Origin of the sequence: Vibrio maerlii, assembly GCF_003415655.1 — a bacterium.
Classification (GTDB): Bacteria; Pseudomonadota; Gammaproteobacteria; order Enterobacterales; family Vibrionaceae; genus Vibrio; species Vibrio maerlii.
The window spans coordinates 293,212-310,508 of sequence record NZ_QRHC01000003.1; the positions used below are offsets into that span (position 1 = coordinate 293,212).

The window sequence follows — 17,297 nt, forward strand, 5'->3', positions numbered from 1 at the left end:
TCCTGATTATTCCATCTCTTTCTCAACTAGCTGAATGATGATATGGATGATCTTAATATGGATTTCTTGAATGCGGTCTGCATAACCAAAGTGAGGAACACGAATCTCGATATCAGCACAGCCAGCCATCTTACCGCCATCTTTACCTGTCAGCGCGATAGTTTTCATACCTTTCGCTTGTGCAGCTTCAATCGCTTTCAAGATGTTGCCTGAGTTGCCAGAAGTAGACAGACCGAACAGTACATCACCTTTACGACCTACTGCCTCTACGTAGCGAGAGAACACAAAATCATAGCCGAAATCGTTACTCACACACGACAGATGGCTTGGATCAGAGATCGCGATACCAGCATATCCAGGGCGATTTTCACGGTAACGACCTGTTAACTCTTCAGCGAAATGCATCGCGTCACAGTGAGAACCACCATTACCACAAGACAAAACTTTGCCCTCTTGTTTAAAAGAATCTGCAATCAACTTCGCTGCCGCTTCGATCTGCGCAATATTGTGGTCATCATTTAGGAACTTGTTGAGTACATCAGCAGCTTCCGTTAGTTCACTCTTAATAAGGTCTTGATACATATCTTTATCTCTTGTTGAGGCCGCGCTGATTCTGATGGCACTGCCAGTTTTCACGTTATGCTTTGAGTTTACCCATATTCTGTTTTGGGTGTCGATAGTTAAGCTCAAACTATATGGATTTTAGTTCGATACAGCATACCTAACATCTTTAATTGGTGATATTTCATCCAAGTATTCTGATTTCAACTTGAAGTAATAACTCTACTCAGATCACCGAATTCACATTGTGAAATTTACATTTTTTTAACACCCTGGTTATAATTTAACTGGTTAGACCTCTTACCAACGTATAAACCTATAACTATAAATAGGTCGCAAAAGGAAATAGAACTATGGACATCATTTTTTCGCTGGTCGCATACTTTGGGTTAATCGCGGCCTGCTTGTACCATCGAGTAAGGCTATGGAACACGGTTGCTATGCTCACAACACTACTCGCTGCTCTTACACTATTCGGTAGCTCAGGTATTACGGCTTGGTTGGTACATGGGCTTGCCATTACCTTGTTGTGTATTCCGCACATCCGACAAACCCTTTTAACTCAGAAAGCTTTTACAGGGTTCCGAAAAGTTCTGCCACCTATGTCGCAAACAGAAAAAGAGGCACTGGAGGCTGGTACAGTATGGTGGGAAGCAGAGCTGTTCAAAGGCAAACCTGAGTGGGAAAACCTACACGCAATTCGTAAACCGACGCTCAGTGCCGAAGAACAGGCCTTTATCGACGGGCCTGTCCACCATGTATGCGGCATGGTAAATGATTTCCAAGCAACTCATGAACTCGCCGACCTACCACCAGAGGTTTGGCAATACCTAAAAGATCACAAATTCTTCGCTATGATCATTAAGAAAAAGTATGGCGGCCTAGAATTCTCTGCCTATGCGCAATCCGTTGTTCTACAAAAACTAACCGGCGTATCTGCACTGCTTTCGTCCACTGTGGGGGTACCGAACTCACTTGGCCCAGGTGAACTTCTTCAGCATTACGGCACACCTGAACAACAAGATTACTATCTACCTCGTTTAGCCGAAGGTAAGGAAATACCTTGTTTCGCATTAACAAGCCCAGAGGCTGGCTCAGATGCAGGCTCTATCCCGGATTACGGTGTAGTTTGCAAGGGCGAATGGGAAGGTAAAGAAGTACTAGGGATGCGAATTACCTGGAACAAACGCTACATCACCCTTGCCCCAGTGGCGACAGTACTTGGTCTTGCATTCAAACTGCGCGATCCGGAAGGTCTACTAGGGGATAAGGAAGAGCTTGGCATCACCTGTGCCCTTATTCCAACTCACCTACCCGGTGTAGAGATCGGTAACCGCCATTTCCCACTCAACGTTCCGTTCCAAAATGGTCCAACACGAGCAAAAGATTTGTTTGTGCCTATCGACTTCATTATCGGTGGACAGAAAATGGCTGGGCAGGGTTGGCGCATGCTTGTTGAGTGTCTTTCTGTTGGACGAGGCATCACCTTACCATCTAACTCAACAGGTGGACTAAAAACTGCTGCTCTGGCAACAGGGGCATACGCTCGTATTCGTCGCCAGTTCAAACAGCCAATTGGCCATATGGAAGGGATCGAAGAACCTCTCGCTCGTATTGGCGGTAATGCCTACGTCATGGATGCTGCGAGTGCCCTGACCGTTACAGGTATCGACCTTGGTGAAAAACCATCGGTTATCTCTGCCATTGTTAAATATCACTGTACTCACCGAAGTCAACGCGGCGTGATTGATGCAATGGATATCGTTGGCGGTAAAGGCATCTGTCTGGGTCCTTCGAACTTCTTGGCTCGTGGATACCAAGGCTCACCCATTGCGATTACCGTAGAAGGAGCCAACATACTTACCCGTTCAATGATCATCTATGGTCAGGGAGCAATTCGCTGTCACCCATACGTACTAAAAGAGATGGCGGCGGCTCACAATGAAAACCAAAGCGAAGGGTTGGAACAATTTGACCAAGCTCTGTCTGGCCACATTGGTTTCACACTAAGTAATCTAGTTCGCAGTATCTGGTTTGGCCTAACTGACGGACGAGGTTGCCAAGCTCCAACGAAAGACGCGACGCGTCGTTACTATCAAAAGCTCAATCGCTACAGTGCCAATCTGGCATTGCTGTCTGATATTTCAATGGCGATATTAGGTGGCTCACTCAAACGTAAAGAACGTTTATCTGCTCGACTAGGTGACATTTTGAGTCAGCTTTACTTGAGTTCGGCGACGCTAAAACGTTATAACGATGATGGTCGTCAGATTGAAGATTTACCGTTGGTTCATTGGGGAATGCAAGACAGTATCAAACAGACTGAGGTTGCGATTGACGAGTTTCTAGCCAACTTCCCAATCCCTGCGCTAGGTAAAGTGTTAAGAGTCTTGTTGATGCCATTTGGTCGTATCAACACAGCACCAAGCGACAAACTGGATAGCCAAGTAGCACAGATACTCCAATCTCCTAATGCAACGCGTACACGCTTGGGTCAACATCAGTATCTCGAACCATCAGAGCACAACCCTGTTGGTTTGATTGAGCAGGCACTGCACACAATTTTGAGTGTTGAGCCCCTGTTCAACAAGGTATGTCAATCACTAGGTCAAAAGCGTCCGTTCACTAATCTAGATAAGGTAGCTCAGCTTGGTCTAGATGAAGGCATTCTCACAGTCGATGAAGCCAAACAACTGATTGAAGCAGAAAAACAACGACTTTATACCATCAATGTTGATGACTTTGATCCACAAGTACTTGCAGCGAAGAAAACACTCCCTGTAATGGATAACGTCGCATAAAAATCATTGATGAAGAGCTGAAATATCATAGGGATGGCTTAAGCCATCCCTCTTTTTTGTCTCAACGCTACTTAACCTCAGCTCGGTATAAGAAAGTCTAAAAAGCTAATATTTTCATAAGCATAGTTTAACCCATCAGTCAGTGCAGTTAATTAAGATGCAAAACAAGGCAAAGTCACAAGTCAACAGCTTGCCTATTGTGTTGATTTTAAAGAAGTTAGTCACTTAAGAAGCTGTGCTGAATGGCTTCAATTATCCCGAGCTGAGCTTACTTATTCTTTGGCATCTCTAGCTGCATCTCAGGCATAGCTTGCTTTCGACTCTTCAGTTTGCGAGCCACCAACCAAGATACAATACCGAGTAGCATAATAATCAGGTTAACCGCCACAATAATAATAACAGTGTGTTTATTTGAGGCTTCACGTTCAGCGAGGATGCGTTGCTTTTCAAGCTCTCGTCGTTTGCGCTCCAACGCTTCTTCTTGTTGGCGTTGGGTCTCAACCAGATCAATTGCCGATATAATACTGAAGCTTTGCTCTGCAATCGGGAAAAACAAATCACGCTGATTGCTTCTATCGGTTGCATTGATGCTACCATGCCAGCGATAAATCCCCGGCTCTGAAACACTAGTTAGTTCGGTATTTGCCTTTAAAGAATCAGAAGTAGCCTGACCTTGCCCATAATCGATATACCCATCAGGCGCTTCTAGCTGAGCAGAAACTAAGATTGAACCTGGTTCAATCATACCCTCCTCGCCAGAGACAATAAGTTGATGAGGTTGTTCAGATTTTCGGGATTGAATAAAGGTCTTGGTCATTGGTGAAGGATAAACCAGGGCCACCTGCTCTATTGCGCGTAGGAACACTCCGTTTCCAGAAGTAATACGAACTCGATATTTCCCTGGATTCACTGAAATAGGTAGCTCGACAGTGAACACGCCGTCACCAGCAACTTCATCTAAACCTTGTCCGTCATCAGCAAAGTTTCCAATGACCTGTGGAAGTGGGCGAGCTTCTTTTATCAATGACTCTTCGTTCTCAACGTATTTGGTAAATGTCACATTGAGGTTTACGCGGTCGAGAAAATCCCTGTCCACCAGTGGCTTATCGTTAGATTTAAGGCGAGCGGTAAACTTCATCACCTCCCCTTGGTAAACACGATTAGGGAAATTGTCGCCTTCAAGGGTAATGTGAGAAATGAGTTTAATGTTGTTCTTTGGGGTAACCTTACCCACCGCTTGCCATGGGCCAGGCATAGGATCATCGATAGAGATAATATCCATCCCTGATTCTTCGTACCAACTGACGTTTTCAGGTGAGCGCCAAGCATAATACTTCACGCCATCTGGACGAACGAGAACAACAGGCTGGGAACGCTTGGCACGATAAACAACGAAGGTAATTTGCGAAATAGAAGGATCGACTCTAAAACGGTTATCAAGCAGGGATACCGTATTTGAGGTGTTAGCAACAGCGGCGTCGATTGAGGCAACAATAGAAATTAACAAGGTCGCTAGATAAACCCAGACCTTTGAGAGCTGATCAATTCTCACTAACGACATTTCCTTTTACAACTGGGTCAACAGCCCCTAATTCCTACTATCGCTTCCTCGTCATTAATCGATGATCAACGCCAGAGACAAGCTCCACTCTTTGCCACGATATCTAAACGATCTTCGTGCGCTACTAATTCATCGGCAGAAGCCCGTAAAACCTTTAGAGCTTTTCGTCCTTCAACTCGTCGAATACCCTCAACACCACCAGATTCGGCATTACTACCACTAAACTGCAGTGATGTTTGCCCACCGGTCATCGCTAGGTAAACATCCGCCAAGATTTCAGCATCGAGCAAAGCCCCGTGGAGAACACGTGCTGAGATATCGATCATGTAGTGTTTTGCGAGTGAATCAAGATTCTTTCTTGCCGGCATATTTGGCATACGCTTGGCCATTGCCAAGGTATCGGTCACTTTACAGTGTTCTGCCGTGGTCCCAATGCTTGAATCCAGCATGCTGAATTCATGATCCATAAAGCCGACGTCGAAGGGCGCGTTGTGGGCAACAAGTTCTGCGCCGTCGATGAATTCAAGAAATTCTTTGTGAACCTCTTTGTATTCCGGCTTATCAACCAAGAATTCATCCGTAATACCGTGAACTTCAATCGCATCAGGTTGAATTTCTCGATCCGGCTTTATGTAAACATGGAAGTGACGACCGGTCAGCTTGCGGTTGATGATCTCCACGGCACCGATTTCGATAATGCGGTGTCCTTGGTAGTGTGGGCCACCTTCACGGTTCATACCTGTGGTTTCGGTATCGAGAACAATGATACGACGATGTTCATCGGCTGCGGCTTGGTTCTGAGTTGAATTGCTACTGGTATTCATATTGAAATCTGTGTCAGACTAATGATCGTTGAACGAATAAAAACGATAATCTCGCTATAATATCAAATCATGACAAAACAAGTTGAAATTTTCACAGACGGTTCGTGTCTTGGTAACCCCGGCCCTGGTGGTTACGGCATCGTACTGCGCTATAAATCGACCGAGAAAACTCTCGCAAAAGGCTACACACTCACGACGAATAACCGTATGGAGATGTTGGCTGCAGTTGTTGCTTTGCAAACCCTCAAAGAGCCATGTCACGTAATTCTTACTACTGATAGCCAGTATGTACGCCAAGGCATCACTCAATGGATACATAACTGGAAAAAGCGCGATTGGAAAACCGCCGATAAAAAACCGGTAAAGAATGCCGACCTATGGAAAGCACTCGATAAAGAAACGGCACGCCACCAAGTTGACTGGCGCTGGGTCAAGGGCCACGCAGGTCACCGTGAAAACGAAATGTGTGATGAACTGGCTCGCACCGCAGCAGAAAACCCAACCGAAGAAGATACAGGATACGTCAGCTCCTAATACTGAGTTCCTAGATTCTATTGATCTAGGATCTAGGATCTATCTTATAATTCACACTCACTGGAGACAGCTTACGCTTCAGTTTCCAATGAGGTTTGATTGGCTTCAACGGATAAGTGCGCTTTCTTGCCACGATGAAGTAGAGACTTCCCATAGGGCTTGCCCAATCCCCTAACCCCCCTTCTAACCATGTCCAAAAGGTTTGGTATTTCTGCATAGGAAAGAGTGCATACTTATCGCAGTGCACGACTTGATAGTTCAACAACCCTAACCAATCTTTAATCCGGTTAGGGGTAAACATTCGCCCACTCCAAGGCAAATTATTCTTACGCCATGGCATCAAACTCGATAGCCCCATAAAGCTCAGTGGATTAAAGCCAGTAATAATCAAATAACCGTCATCCACCATCACCCTATCCACTTCTCGAAGTATCCGGTGTGGGTCATTCATATATTCCAGTTGATGGGAAATAAGTACTGTATCGAAGCTTTTTTCAACAAACGGGAGCTCATACGGGTCAGCAATAACGTTGTGCAGCAAATTAAACTGGTCTAAATTGACTTGATGTGGAATATTGCACGTACAGCTAGATATTTCACAACTCAAGCCACCCAGCTTGAGCATGTGGTAGCCAAAAAGTTTGGGGCACCACTCATCTAAACGGGTTTGAATAGATTGAGCTATCCAATCTCCATTCTTTAACTGAGACCATGAGTGTGGCTGTTCGAACTTGCGTGTACTCGCTGCTGGCTTCATCCATTACCTTCTAGCTTTACAATCACTAAAGTATTACCCAACATTTGAAGGATTAACAAACAATGTTAGTAATCAAAAGCATACCTGCATTTAATGACAATTACATCTGGCTCATCTGCAATGATGAGAACCACTGCGTCGTTGTTGACCCAGGTGATGCAAAACCTGTGATTCAGTTCTTAGAAGAGCACAATTTAACACTAGATGCGATTCTTGTGACTCACCACCATAATGATCACATCGGTGGCATTTCTGAGCTTCTTCGTTATCAACCAAAGATCAACGTTATTGGGCCTAAACACGATGCTGTCCCAAGCTTAACGCACTCCGTCGAAGGCGGTGAACAGATTGAGATTTTTGGTGAGCGCTTCATGATTCTTGACCTACCTGGACATACGCATGGCCATATTGGCTATGTCGGTGATGGTAAACTATTCTGTGGTGATGTGCTTTTTTCTGCAGGGTGTGGTCGCGTTTTTGAAGGAACAGCAGAGCAGATGTATCACTCTCTGCAAAAGCTGATGCGTCTTCCGGCAGAAACTGAGATTTATTGCGCGCATGAGTACACCGCGAGCAACTTAGCGTTTGCGATGGCGGTTGAACCCAATAATAGTCAACTGCGTGACTATCGCGATGAAGTAAATAGACTGAGAGCAGCAAACAAGTCGACGATCCCCTCAACGCTACAGAAAGAAAAATGGATTAACCCATTCCTGCGTGTTGCAGAGCCGGAAGTGATGAAATCTGTCAATAATCGCACTTCGAGTACCGATGAGTTGTCAGTATTTACTGCTCTCCGAGAGTGGAAGAACGAATTTTAACACTTTGCTTGTTGTTAGATTATACAAGGAAAGTATGATGCTTAACTCGCCAGGTTTTATAACGATATAAAATAATACCGACGAGCAGCAAACACACATCAAGATAGGCGTATTAATGAAACTGAAATACAGTTGGGCAGTTGCCCTGTTACTGACAGGTTGTCAATTAACCCAGCAAGACACAACGGACCAAGGCACGGTTTCTACCAATACGCCAAAAGAACAAGAACAAACCCAAGACAAAGTACAAACACCGAGTCAAAGCGATCAGACAGTCACGGCTGAACCTGTGGAGTCGACACCACAAGAGCAAGAAGATGTTTGGCAACGTATTGCTATGCAGCTTGAGCTTGAGGTACCAGACCACAAAACCGTCGACTACTACCGCACTTGGTATCTAAAGCACCCAAGCCACCTGCGTACCGTTTCAAAGCGTGCAGAACCTTTCCTATATTTAATCACAGAGAAAGTAGAAGAGCGTGGTATGCCGCTTGAGATTGCTCTACTTCCCGTGGTTGAAAGCTCTTTTGATGCTTTCGCATACTCACACGGCAGCGCAGCAGGACTTTGGCAGTTCATTCCTGGCACCGGAAAAATGTATGGCTTAGAACAAGACTTCTGGTATGACGGCCGCCGTGATGTTGATGCAGCCACTGATGCTGCTCTCGACTACTTGACCTACCTAGGCAAACGATTCGATGGTAACTGGAATCATGCGATCGGCTCTTACAATAGTGGAAGTGGTCGCGTTTCCCGTGCAATCAAAAAGAACCAAAAGGTCGGTAAACCAATAGATTTCTTCTCACTTGACCTGCCTAAAGAAACCAGCGCTTACGTACCAAAATTACTGGCGCTTGCGGACATCGTTGCCAACCAAGAGAAATACGGCATTGAGATCCCAGCAATTCCTAACAAGCCCGTGTTAGCCAAAGTCGACCCGAAAGAGCAGCTTGACCTAGCCATTGCAGCTAAATACGCCGATATCTCGGTAAAAGAGCTTCAAAGCTATAACCCTGCTTACAACCAGTGGGCAACCTCACCGCAAGGCCCTTACCACTTCTTAATTCCGCTTAGCCAAGTTGACACATTCAACAAGGCAGCAGAGGAAAATCGTGGTAAAGGCGTCAAACTGGTACGGTACAAAGTCGAGGCTGGCGATTCAATTAGTGTATTAGCACAAAACCACAATACGACATCGCAAGTCATTCGTAATGCCAACGGTATGACCAATAACAACATTCGTATTGGCCAGTACCTAATGATCCCAACTTCTACCCAGGATGAAAAAGCGTATGCACTGAGCGCAACCAACCGCTTAGAAAAAACGCAATCCAAAGCTCGTGGTAAGTTCAAACTGACGCACACGGTGCAAAATGGAGACAGCCTTTGGAGTATCGCACGAGCGAACAAGGTCTCTCATCAGTCACTAGCAAAATGGAATGGTATGGGGCCAAAAGACACACTACGCATTGGCCAAAATTTGGTCATCTGGAAAAACAGTAGCGACGGCGCCATTATTAGAACTGTGCACTACAACGTGCGCAATGGCGACACCATTAGCGGTATCGCAAGTAAGTTCAAGGTAAGAAGTTCAGACATTGTGAAATGGAATGGCTTAAATCAGAAGAAGTACCTTCAGCCAGGCCAAAAGCTTAAGCTCTATGTTGATGTAACTAAGGTAAGCGTTTAGTCCTTTAACTTTAACGATATCAACAATGGATTATGATCGGAGGCACCTGACAATGGTGCCTCTGCTGTTTCTACCATTAGCCCACGAATATAGGCATGATCAAGCGGCAAGCCGGTGACGAACTCAGTGCGATTATCGGGAGTGAAACGTACTTCTTGTAAGCCCAGCTTCTCTAGCGATGATTGCATCGCTGCCACTCTCGCATCACTCCAACTATTAAAGTCCCCTGCAAAGATTATCGGGCCTTGATGAGCCTTAAGAGCTTCGTAACCTTGCTTAAGCTGTTGCTCATATTCTTCAGTTCCAATGGTGAAGTTCACTGCATGGATATTAATCACCGCAAGATCTTGTCCATTACTGAGTTTATATAGGGTATACAACGATGACTTAGGGAGCTGCAGCCACGGCTCACGCTGAAGATAAGCGCAAGCCTCAAGTGGTGTGGCGTTAGATAAAGTCAGAACGCCAGCTGTGGTATCAAAAGCCTTGAACGCCTCGACTTGCTGGCTGTGCCACTCATGGTTCACTATCCATGATTGTAGCTCTGGAGTAAGGCTCGACTCTTGAAGCACCAACAATTGAGCACTTTGGCTATAATCATTTAAGGCTTCTTTCCAGCCTTCATTCTGCTGCTTGTAAATATTCCACACCACAAGCTCGATATGACCTTCGTTGTCCAATACCATCTGGCTATCGAACTGCTTGCATTGCAAAGAAGCGACACCATCACTCACAAGGGTTGGGCTATCAGGGATAGTAAAAATTGAATGGTAACCGCAAGCTGCTGTACCTACTAATAATGCAACTACCGCTAGCTTAGTTTTCCACTTCTTCATCTATCCCCCTAAACCATTGCAGCTAAAAAGAAAAAGGTGTTTCTAAAACAGAAAAAGGAGCCTAAGCTCCTTTTCAATAATACAACAAATCATAGTACAGAGAACGGCAATTAAATCGCGTCTTCGTCTTCTTCACCAGTACGAATACGAACAACACGCTCAACGTCAGTAATGAAGATCTTACCATCACCAATCTTGCCTGTTTGAGCCGTTTCAACAATGGTATCAACACACTGATCTACTACGTCTTCCGAAACAACGATCTCTAGCTTCACTTTTGGCAAGAAGTCCACCATGTACTCAGCACCACGGTAAAGCTCTGTATGGCCTTTTTGGCGACCAAAGCCCTTCACTTCAGATACCGTCATCCCTGTAATGCCAACTTCAGCAAGTGACTCGCGAACATCATCAAGCTTAAATGGCTTAATAATCGCTTCAATCTTTTTCATTCTCATCCCTTAATCAGTGTGTCTTGTTATGGCGAATATTATGATTGAGGCGCTATGAACATTCAATACAATAAAGCCCAGAAGAATGCTTTCTGGGCTCTTAAATTGTAAAAGTGAGACTATTTCAAACTCGAGTAATAAGCCGCTAGATTATTGATATCATCGTCACTTAGCATGGACGCTTGAGCCTGCATCACAGCGGCTAAGCCGCCGTTTCGCTGCTTATCTTTGTAGGCTTTCATCGAGGTAACTAGGTACTGTTCGTTTTGACCTTTAAGGTTTGGGTACCCAGGGATGACCGCGATACCATCAGCACCATGACAAGCAGCACAGATAGCCGCTTTTGCTTTACCTGCTGCCGCATCGCCCGCTGCCATCGCTTGACCGCTCATCAAGCCAAGCCCCAATATTGCTCCGATTACTAGTTTATTCATTGCGCTTCCCTTTGTTTATTTTTTTATATCTTACGATTTTGGCATGAAATAGTTCTATCTGCGCCAGATTAATACGATTTCTTGACCGAGATAATGTTTCGATACAAATAATCCAGTCACAGCCAATACATTCTCGTTATATTTTAAGATTGGTGTTCGCCTTCTAAGCCAAGAAGGAACTGAATATTCTTGAAAGAGTTTCTTTAATTTCCGGCTGCCACTGCGTCCTTGTGGCGCAGCTGACAAGCCTTGAGGTTCAAAGCCAACTTTTACCGAGATATCAGTATCCGGGAGTGTGCAATAATGGAGAACGACCCCATCGTCCTCATCATCAGCCAAGTTGACTTGTTTGGCACAAAACATCGAAATTGCTCCAAGCCCGTCAGGCAAGACGAGTGTCTCACCTAAAGTCAGGTTCCCCTGCCATTGGCCTACATCTTTATATTGCGGAACCAAGTACAGCCTCTGCTCAAAACGTCTAACCTCTCGCCCTTGCACGAGGAGTTTAGGGTTCGCGTCTTGAGTAGCATGTATCACTTCTTGGTAAATCTTATTGAGTTGACTGCGACTTGGCATTGCAGCTCCAAGACCAGCAAACCACATACGGATGATGTGATTTAGCTTCAACCGACTAAAGGTATCCAATTGATTCAGCAGTAAGCTGCCATCACTGTGAAGTGAAGAGTGGTAGATTGGCATCAATAGTTCTTCGAGAAGCAGCTCTTGCTCTGCACATAACTGTGCACTGCGAGACACAGATTGAGGGAAATTGGGCCAACGTTCAGTCAAAACGGGGGTTATCTGATGACGAATGAAGTTTCGGTCAAAACGCGTGTCTTGATTGCTCTCATCTTCCACCCAGTCGAGTTCTCGCGATTGTGCGAAAAATTCGATATCTGCACGTCTTACTTCTAGTAATGGGCGTACTAAATTCGCGTGACCAAAGGCTTTGACTTGCGCCATCGCAGACAAGCCTTTAGGACCACTGCCGCGCTTTAACGCTAATAGAAACGTCTCCAACTGGTCATCAAGATGCTGCCCTACCAGCAGTAGATCATCCGGTGTAAGGTGTTTACTTAACGCCATATATCGTGCATTACGTGCTTGTTCTTCCAGGCTAGTTCTTGTTTTTCTCTCTAACTGAACTCGCTCAAGTACAAATGGGACTTCGCGCTCTGCACACCATCGCTGACAGCTTTTCGCCCACGTTTCTGCGTTATCGCTCAAGCCATGGTGTACATGTACTGCCAAACACTCGATATGCGGATTCTCATTCTTATAATCAGAAAGCAATTCAAGCAAAACTCGAGAGTCCACACCACCACTTAGAGCCAATACCAGTTTACTGTTGGCTTTAATCATTGGCTTAATTGTGCTGTTAAAGTGGTTATTTAATGTGGTCATTCGATTTCCGTTCGGCAAGAAACATTTTATTTTCGATAATAAAAAAGGCTAGTTTTCACTAGCCTTTAGTTTATTAAATCTATCTTAATGCTGCTATTTAATTAGCAGTAAGCTATCGATTAGCAGTAGCCGTAGCTCATTAGACGCTGGTAACGGCGCTCTAGCAGGTCGTCGTTGCTCAAACCTTCTAGGTCAGCAAGTTGCGCCAGTAGCGTTTCTTTCATGTTCGCAGCCATCGCTACGTAATCACGGTGAGCACCACCTAACGGCTCTTCGATAACGTTATCGATTAGCTCTAGCTCTTTCAAACGTGGAGCGATAAGGCCCATAGCTTCTGCAGCTTGTGGGGCTTTGTCTGAATCACGCCATAGGATAGATGCACAACCCTCTGGAGAGATTACCGAATAGGTTGAGTATTGCAGCATATTCACATAGTCACCAACACCAATAGCGAGAGCACCACCAGAGCCACCCTCACCTACAACGTTACAGATTACTGGCACTTTTAGGCTCGACATCTCTTTCAGGTTGGTCGCAATTGCTTCTGATTGGCCGCGTTCTTCTGCACCAACACCTGGGTATGCACCCGCCGTATCGATGAACGTAATTACAGGCATCTTGAAACGCTCAGCCATTTTCATTAGACGCAGCGCTTTACGGTAACCTTCTGGCTTTGGCATACCAAAGTTACGAACCACTTTTTCTTTTGTCTCGCGGCCTTTTTGGTGACCAATGATCATCACAGGACGACCATCTAAACGCGCAATACCACCAACGATCGCTTTGTCGTCAGCGTAATGACGATCACCCGCAAGCTCTTCAAACTCCGTAAATACGTGCTCTACGTAGTCAAGCGTGTATGGACGCAATGGGTGACGAGCCAATTGTGCAGTTTCCCACGCACCTAGGTCGCTGAAGATTTTTTTCTTCAGTTCTAGGCTTTTCTTTTCTAACTGCTCAATTTCTTTATCTAAGTCGATTGATGCATCACCACCGTGGCGTGACACGTCACGTAGTGCTTCAATTTTTGCTTCTAGTTCCGCAATCGGCTTTTCAAATTCAAGAAAGTTTAGGCTCATCTATGAATCCTTTGTTACTCGACTCTCACTCTTTGGAGCCGAATTAGTTAAATTCGAGTTCTACTTGGTTATTGCCAAGTAGAAGTTTTAATTCGTCTAACAATGTATCGGTCGGCGTTACACGCCATTCAGTACCCAGCGTCAACTTCGCTCGCGCGTCTTCACGTTGGTAGTATACATTGACAGGAACGGTTCCTGCTTTATGTGGCGCTAATATTTGACTAAAACGTTCGAAAAATGTGTCATCGATTTGAGATGACTGTATCGAAATCGATAGGCCACGAGCATATTTTTCTCGTGCTGAGCCTAAGTCGAAGACTTCACGCGCCGACATTTTAAGGCCACCATTGAAGTCATCAAAGCTGACCTGTCCAGAAACGACCAAAATTTTGTCTTTTTCGAGCAGTTCAGCATACCTTTCTAACGCGTCAGAGAACAGCATTACTTCCATTCGGCCACTGCGGTCATCGAGCGACATCAAACCAATACGCGTTCCTCGCTTGGTTGTCATAACGCGAGCGGCGATGACAAGTCCCGCTACCGTCACCGTTTGGTCACGACGCGTTGGTGTCGAGTCTTTGAGTCGACAGCTGGTGTATTTATCCAGCTCTTTAAGGTATGCGTTAACTGGGTGACCCGTAAGATAAAGACCAAGCGTCTCACGTTCACCCTCTAACCAAACCTTCTCAGGCCATTTAGGTACTTGAGTATATTTTTGTTCAACCTCTTCAGGAGCATCAGTTAACACACCAAACATATCCGTTTGACCAAAGGCTTCGGCTTGGTTGTGCTGACTTGCAGCTTTAACCGCATCATTAAGTGACGCCATCATCGCTGCGCGGTGAGGGCCTAAACGGTCAAGTGCACCAGATAAAATCAATTTCTCGATAACGCGCTTGTTCACACGCTTCAGGTCGATGCGTGCACAGAAATCAAACAGGTCTTTGAAGTAGCCGCCTTTTTCACGCGCTTCAATGATCGCTTCGATTGGACCTTCACCCACCCCTTTGATCGCGCCGATACCATAGACAATCGCACCATCTTCATCGACATTGAAGCGGTACAAACCTGAGTTAATATCCGGTGGAAGTAATTTCATCTTCATCCGGATACATTCATCAACCAAGCCAACAACCTTCTCGGTGTTATCCATATCAGCGGTCATTACCGCTGCCATGAATTCTGCTGGGTAGTGAGTCTTCAGCCAAAGTGTCTGGTAAGAAACAAGCGCATAGGCAGCCGAGTGAGACTTGTTAAAACCATAGCCGGCGAACTTCTCTACCAAGTCGAAGATCTTCATCGCGAGCTCGCCATCAACACCGTTAGCGACCGCACCTTCCTCAAAGGTTGCTCGCTGTTTGGCCATCTCTTCTGGCTTCTTCTTACCCATTGCACGACGCAGCATGTCTGCACCACCAAGGGTGTAACCAGACAGTACCTGGGCAATCTGCATTACCTGCTCCTGATACAGGATGATGCCGTAAGTTGGTTCTAGAATCTCTTTAAGCGATTCGTGCTGCCATTTTTCGTCTGGGTACGATACAGCCTCTCGACCATGCTTACGGTCGATAAAGTTATCTACCATCCCCGATTGCAATGGACCCGGACGGAACAAGGCTACGAGTGCGATAATATCTTCAAAACAGTCGGGTTGAAGTCGCTTAATCAAGTCTTTCATACCACGCGATTCCAACTGGAATACCGCGGTGGTTTCAGAGTTTTGTAGTAGATTGAATGACGCTGGGTCTTCTAATGGAATAGACTCGATCGCTACAGGCGACTTACCTTCACGTTCAAGACGCGGGTTAATCAAACCTAGAGCCCAGTCGATAATCGTTAGTGTTCGAAGGCCAAGGAAGTCAAACTTAACCAGGCCGGCGGTTTCAACGTCATTCTTATCAAACTGGGTTACTGGGAAGTGGCCTTCCGCATCGGCGTAGATAGGCGCAAAATCAGTAATGGTAGTTGGTGAGATAACCACACCACCCGCATGCTTACCCGCGTTTCGCGTACAGCCTTCGAGGATACGACATTTGTCGATCAGCTCTTTGACCTCTTCATCGGCCTCATATAGCTCAGGTAGTGCTGGCTCAGCCTTAAATGCTTTCTCTAGCGTCATGCCTGGATCAGGTGGCACAAGCTTAGAGATACGATCGACAAAACCAAACGGGTGGCCAAGCACACGGCCCACGTCGCGGATTACCGCTTTAGCAGCCATAGTACCGAAAGTAATGATCTGCGATACCGCATCACGACCATACATTTCTGCAACGTGGTCAATCACTTGGTCACGCTTATCCATGCAGAAATCGACGTCGAAATCGGGCATGGATACACGCTCTGGGTTCAAGAAACGTTCGAATAGCAGGTCATATTCAAGCGGGTCAAGGTCAGTGATCTTCAACGCGTAAGCCACCAAAGAACCAGCACCTGAACCGCGGCCTGGACCTACAGGAATGAAGTTATCTTTTGACCACTGGATGAACTCCATTACGATCAAGAAGTAACCTGGGAAACCCATGTTGTTGATAACTTCGAGCTCAACCTTTAAACGCTCGTCATACTCTGGTCGACGCTTTGCTCTCTCTTCAGCATCAGGGAACAGAAACTCTAGGCGATCCTCTAGTCCCTCTTCTGATTTTTTCACTAGGAATTCGGTTTCTTCCATCCCCTCTGTTGGGAAAGCTGGCAGGAAGTACTCACCCAAGCGCACTGTAACATTACAACGCTTTGCTATCTCAACACTGTTCTCTAATGCTTCAGGGATATCGGCAAACAGCTCACACATCTCTTCTTCAGTACGAAGATACTGTTGTGCGCTGTATTTTTTAGGTCGACGAGGGTCTTCTAGTGTATAGCCATCATGAATCGCAACACGAATTTCATGAGCCTCGAATAAGTCTTCTTCAATAAATACCACTTCGTTGGTGGCAACGACAGGCAGCTCTTCTTGCTCTGCGAGCTCTAGAGCAAAGTGGAGGTAGCTCTCTTCGTCACTTCGACCAGTGCGAATCAGCTCTAGATAAAAATTATCCTTGAAGTGAGTTTGGTAAAAATCGACACATTGATCGACCAGTAATTTGTTACCTTTTAGTAGCGCCTGCCCTACTTCACCCTCTTTAGCACCTGAAAGGATAATCAAGCCTTCAGAAAGTTCGACTAGCCACTCTTTATCTATCACTGGCTGATGCTGAACATGGCCACGTAAATACGCTTTCGAGATCAATAAGGTTAAGTTGTTATAACCCGTATTGTTAGTCGCTAGAACTGTTAGCTTAGTAAGTTGCTCACCAAACTCAGGCGATTGCATAGCAAAGTCTGCACCAATAATAGGTTTGATACCGCAGCCATGGGCTGTGCCGTAGAACTTTACCAAGCCACAAAGGTTGGTAAAGTCGGTCAACGCCATCGCAGGCATGCCTAGCTCCGCCACTTTCTTTACCAGTGGTGGTACTTTAGAAAGCCCATCAACCATTGAGAAGTCACTGTGAACTCGAAGGTGAATAAACTTAGGATCGGACATAAAAAAGTACCTAACTACGGAGG

At 45.6% G+C, this 17,297-nt stretch carries 14 protein-coding genes; 4 read left to right on the forward strand and 10 right to left on the reverse strand.

Features of this window, described 5'->3' with window-relative positions; all coding sequences use genetic code 11:
- Window positions 1-6: 6 nt before the first annotated feature.
- Window positions 7-582: a D-sedoheptulose 7-phosphate isomerase gene (gene lpcA, locus DPF91_RS05655; protein ID WP_117233466.1), complete on the reverse strand. Its 576-nt coding sequence runs from the start codon at window positions 580-582 to the stop codon at window positions 7-9.
- Window positions 583-914: 332 nt separating this feature from the next.
- Between lpcA and fadE the strand changes: the two genes are divergently transcribed.
- Window positions 915-3,362 (forward strand): acyl-CoA dehydrogenase FadE, encoded by a 2,448-nt coding sequence (fadE, locus tag DPF91_RS05660; RefSeq protein WP_117233467.1) that lies wholly within the window; start codon window positions 915-917, stop codon window positions 3,360-3,362.
- Window positions 3,363-3,630: 268 nt separating this feature from the next.
- Here the strand turns inward: fadE and DPF91_RS05665 are convergent, their stop codons facing one another.
- Together DPF91_RS05665 and dnaQ are read right to left on the reverse strand one after the other, a co-directional pair.
- On the reverse strand, window positions 3,631-4,869 hold the full coding sequence (locus DPF91_RS05665) for a TIGR03503 family protein (RefSeq protein ID WP_241033773.1): 1,239 nt from the start codon (window positions 4,867-4,869) through the stop codon (window positions 3,631-3,633).
- A 119-nt stretch (window positions 4,870-4,988) separates the two neighbouring features.
- On the reverse strand, window positions 4,989-5,747 hold the full coding sequence (gene dnaQ / locus DPF91_RS05670; RefSeq protein ID WP_117233469.1) for a DNA polymerase III subunit epsilon: 759 nt from the start codon (window positions 5,745-5,747) through the stop codon (window positions 4,989-4,991).
- Window positions 5,748-5,816: 69 nt separating this feature from the next.
- Here dnaQ and rnhA point away from each other — a divergent pair, with 69 nt between their 5' ends.
- Window positions 5,817-6,281 (forward strand): ribonuclease HI, encoded by a 465-nt coding sequence (gene rnhA, locus DPF91_RS05675; RefSeq protein WP_117233470.1) that lies wholly within the window; start codon window positions 5,817-5,819, stop codon window positions 6,279-6,281.
- Window positions 6,282-6,306: 25 nt separating this feature from the next.
- Here rnhA and DPF91_RS05680 read toward each other — a convergent pair whose 3' ends face one another.
- Window positions 6,307-7,038: a class I SAM-dependent methyltransferase gene (locus DPF91_RS05680; protein ID WP_117233471.1), complete on the reverse strand. Its 732-nt coding sequence runs from the start codon at window positions 7,036-7,038 to the stop codon at window positions 6,307-6,309.
- A gap of 62 nt (window positions 7,039-7,100) precedes the next feature.
- On the opposite strand from DPF91_RS05680, the gene gloB reads away from it, so the two are divergent.
- On the forward strand, window positions 7,101-7,859 hold the full coding sequence (gene gloB, locus DPF91_RS05685; RefSeq protein WP_117233472.1) for a hydroxyacylglutathione hydrolase: 759 nt from the start codon (window positions 7,101-7,103) through the stop codon (window positions 7,857-7,859).
- 115 nt (window positions 7,860-7,974) lie between these two features.
- A complete protein-coding gene (locus tag DPF91_RS05690) occupies window positions 7,975-9,549 on the forward strand; it encodes a LysM peptidoglycan-binding domain-containing protein (RefSeq protein ID WP_117233473.1) in 1,575 nt (524 codons plus the stop codon).
- On the opposite strand, the gene DPF91_RS05695 is transcribed toward DPF91_RS05690, so the two are convergent.
- The 6 genes from DPF91_RS05695 to dnaE all read right to left on the reverse strand — a co-directional run bounded on the left by DPF91_RS05695 (window position 9,546) and on the right by dnaE (window position 17,274).
- Entirely contained in the window at window positions 9,546-10,385 is an 840-nt protein-coding gene (locus DPF91_RS05695) for an endonuclease/exonuclease/phosphatase family protein (RefSeq protein ID WP_117233474.1), read from the reverse strand. The two genes, DPF91_RS05690 and DPF91_RS05695, sit on opposite strands and share 4 nt — an antisense overlap.
- A gap of 110 nt (window positions 10,386-10,495) precedes the next feature.
- Window positions 10,496-10,834: a nitrogen regulatory protein P-II gene (gene glnB / locus DPF91_RS05700; RefSeq protein WP_117233475.1), complete on the reverse strand. Its 339-nt coding sequence runs from the start codon at window positions 10,832-10,834 to the stop codon at window positions 10,496-10,498.
- A 119-nt stretch (window positions 10,835-10,953) separates the two neighbouring features.
- A complete protein-coding gene (locus tag DPF91_RS05705) occupies window positions 10,954-11,268 on the reverse strand; it encodes a c-type cytochrome (protein WP_117233476.1) in 315 nt (104 codons plus the stop codon).
- A gap of 54 nt (window positions 11,269-11,322) precedes the next feature.
- Complete coding sequence (gene tilS, locus DPF91_RS05710) at window positions 11,323-12,672, reverse strand: tRNA lysidine(34) synthetase TilS (RefSeq protein WP_117233477.1); 1,350 nt, start codon at window positions 12,670-12,672, stop codon at window positions 11,323-11,325.
- 119 nt (window positions 12,673-12,791) lie between these two features.
- Window positions 12,792-13,751, reverse strand: coding sequence for an acetyl-CoA carboxylase carboxyl transferase subunit alpha (accA, locus tag DPF91_RS05715; RefSeq protein ID WP_117233478.1), 960 nt, complete (start codon window positions 13,749-13,751; stop codon window positions 12,792-12,794).
- 43 nt (window positions 13,752-13,794) lie between these two features.
- Window positions 13,795-17,274, reverse strand: a complete 3,480-nt coding sequence (dnaE, locus tag DPF91_RS05720; protein ID WP_117233479.1) for a DNA polymerase III subunit alpha — start codon at window positions 17,272-17,274, stop codon at window positions 13,795-13,797.
- Between the last annotated feature and the right edge of the window lie 23 nt (window positions 17,275-17,297).

Bases quoted from the DNA above. Each gene is read 5' to 3' on its own strand.
- lpcA (WP_117233466.1), bottom strand. From the start codon at position 582: ATGTATCAAGACCTTATTAAGAGTGAACTAACGGAAGCTGCTGATGTA.
- DPF91_RS05695 (WP_117233474.1), bottom strand. From the start codon at position 10,385: ATGAAGAAGTGGAAAACTAAGCTAGCGGTAGTTGCATTATTAGTAGGT.
- DPF91_RS05705 (WP_117233476.1), bottom strand. From the start codon at position 11,268: ATGAATAAACTAGTAATCGGAGCAATATTGGGGCTTGGCTTGATGAGC.
- glnB (WP_117233475.1), bottom strand. From the start codon at position 10,834: ATGAAAAAGATTGAAGCGATTATTAAGCCATTTAAGCTTGATGATGTT.
- rnhA (WP_117233470.1), top strand. From the start codon at position 5,817: ATGACAAAACAAGTTGAAATTTTCACAGACGGTTCGTGTCTTGGTAAC.
- dnaE (WP_117233479.1), bottom strand. From the start codon at position 17,274: ATGTCCGATCCTAAGTTTATTCACCTTCGAGTTCACAGTGACTTCTCA.
- dnaQ (WP_117233469.1), bottom strand. From the start codon at position 5,747: ATGAATACCAGTAGCAATTCAACTCAGAACCAAGCCGCAGCCGATGAA.
- DPF91_RS05680 (WP_117233471.1), bottom strand. From the start codon at position 7,038: ATGAAGCCAGCAGCGAGTACACGCAAGTTCGAACAGCCACACTCATGG.
- tilS (WP_117233477.1), bottom strand. From the start codon at position 12,672: ATGACCACATTAAATAACCACTTTAACAGCACAATTAAGCCAATGATT.
- accA (WP_117233478.1), bottom strand. From the start codon at position 13,751: ATGAGCCTAAACTTTCTTGAATTTGAAAAGCCGATTGCGGAACTAGAA.
- DPF91_RS05690 (WP_117233473.1), top strand. From the start codon at position 7,975: ATGAAACTGAAATACAGTTGGGCAGTTGCCCTGTTACTGACAGGTTGT.
- fadE (WP_117233467.1), top strand. From the start codon at position 915: ATGGACATCATTTTTTCGCTGGTCGCATACTTTGGGTTAATCGCGGCC.
- gloB (WP_117233472.1), top strand. From the start codon at position 7,101: ATGTTAGTAATCAAAAGCATACCTGCATTTAATGACAATTACATCTGG.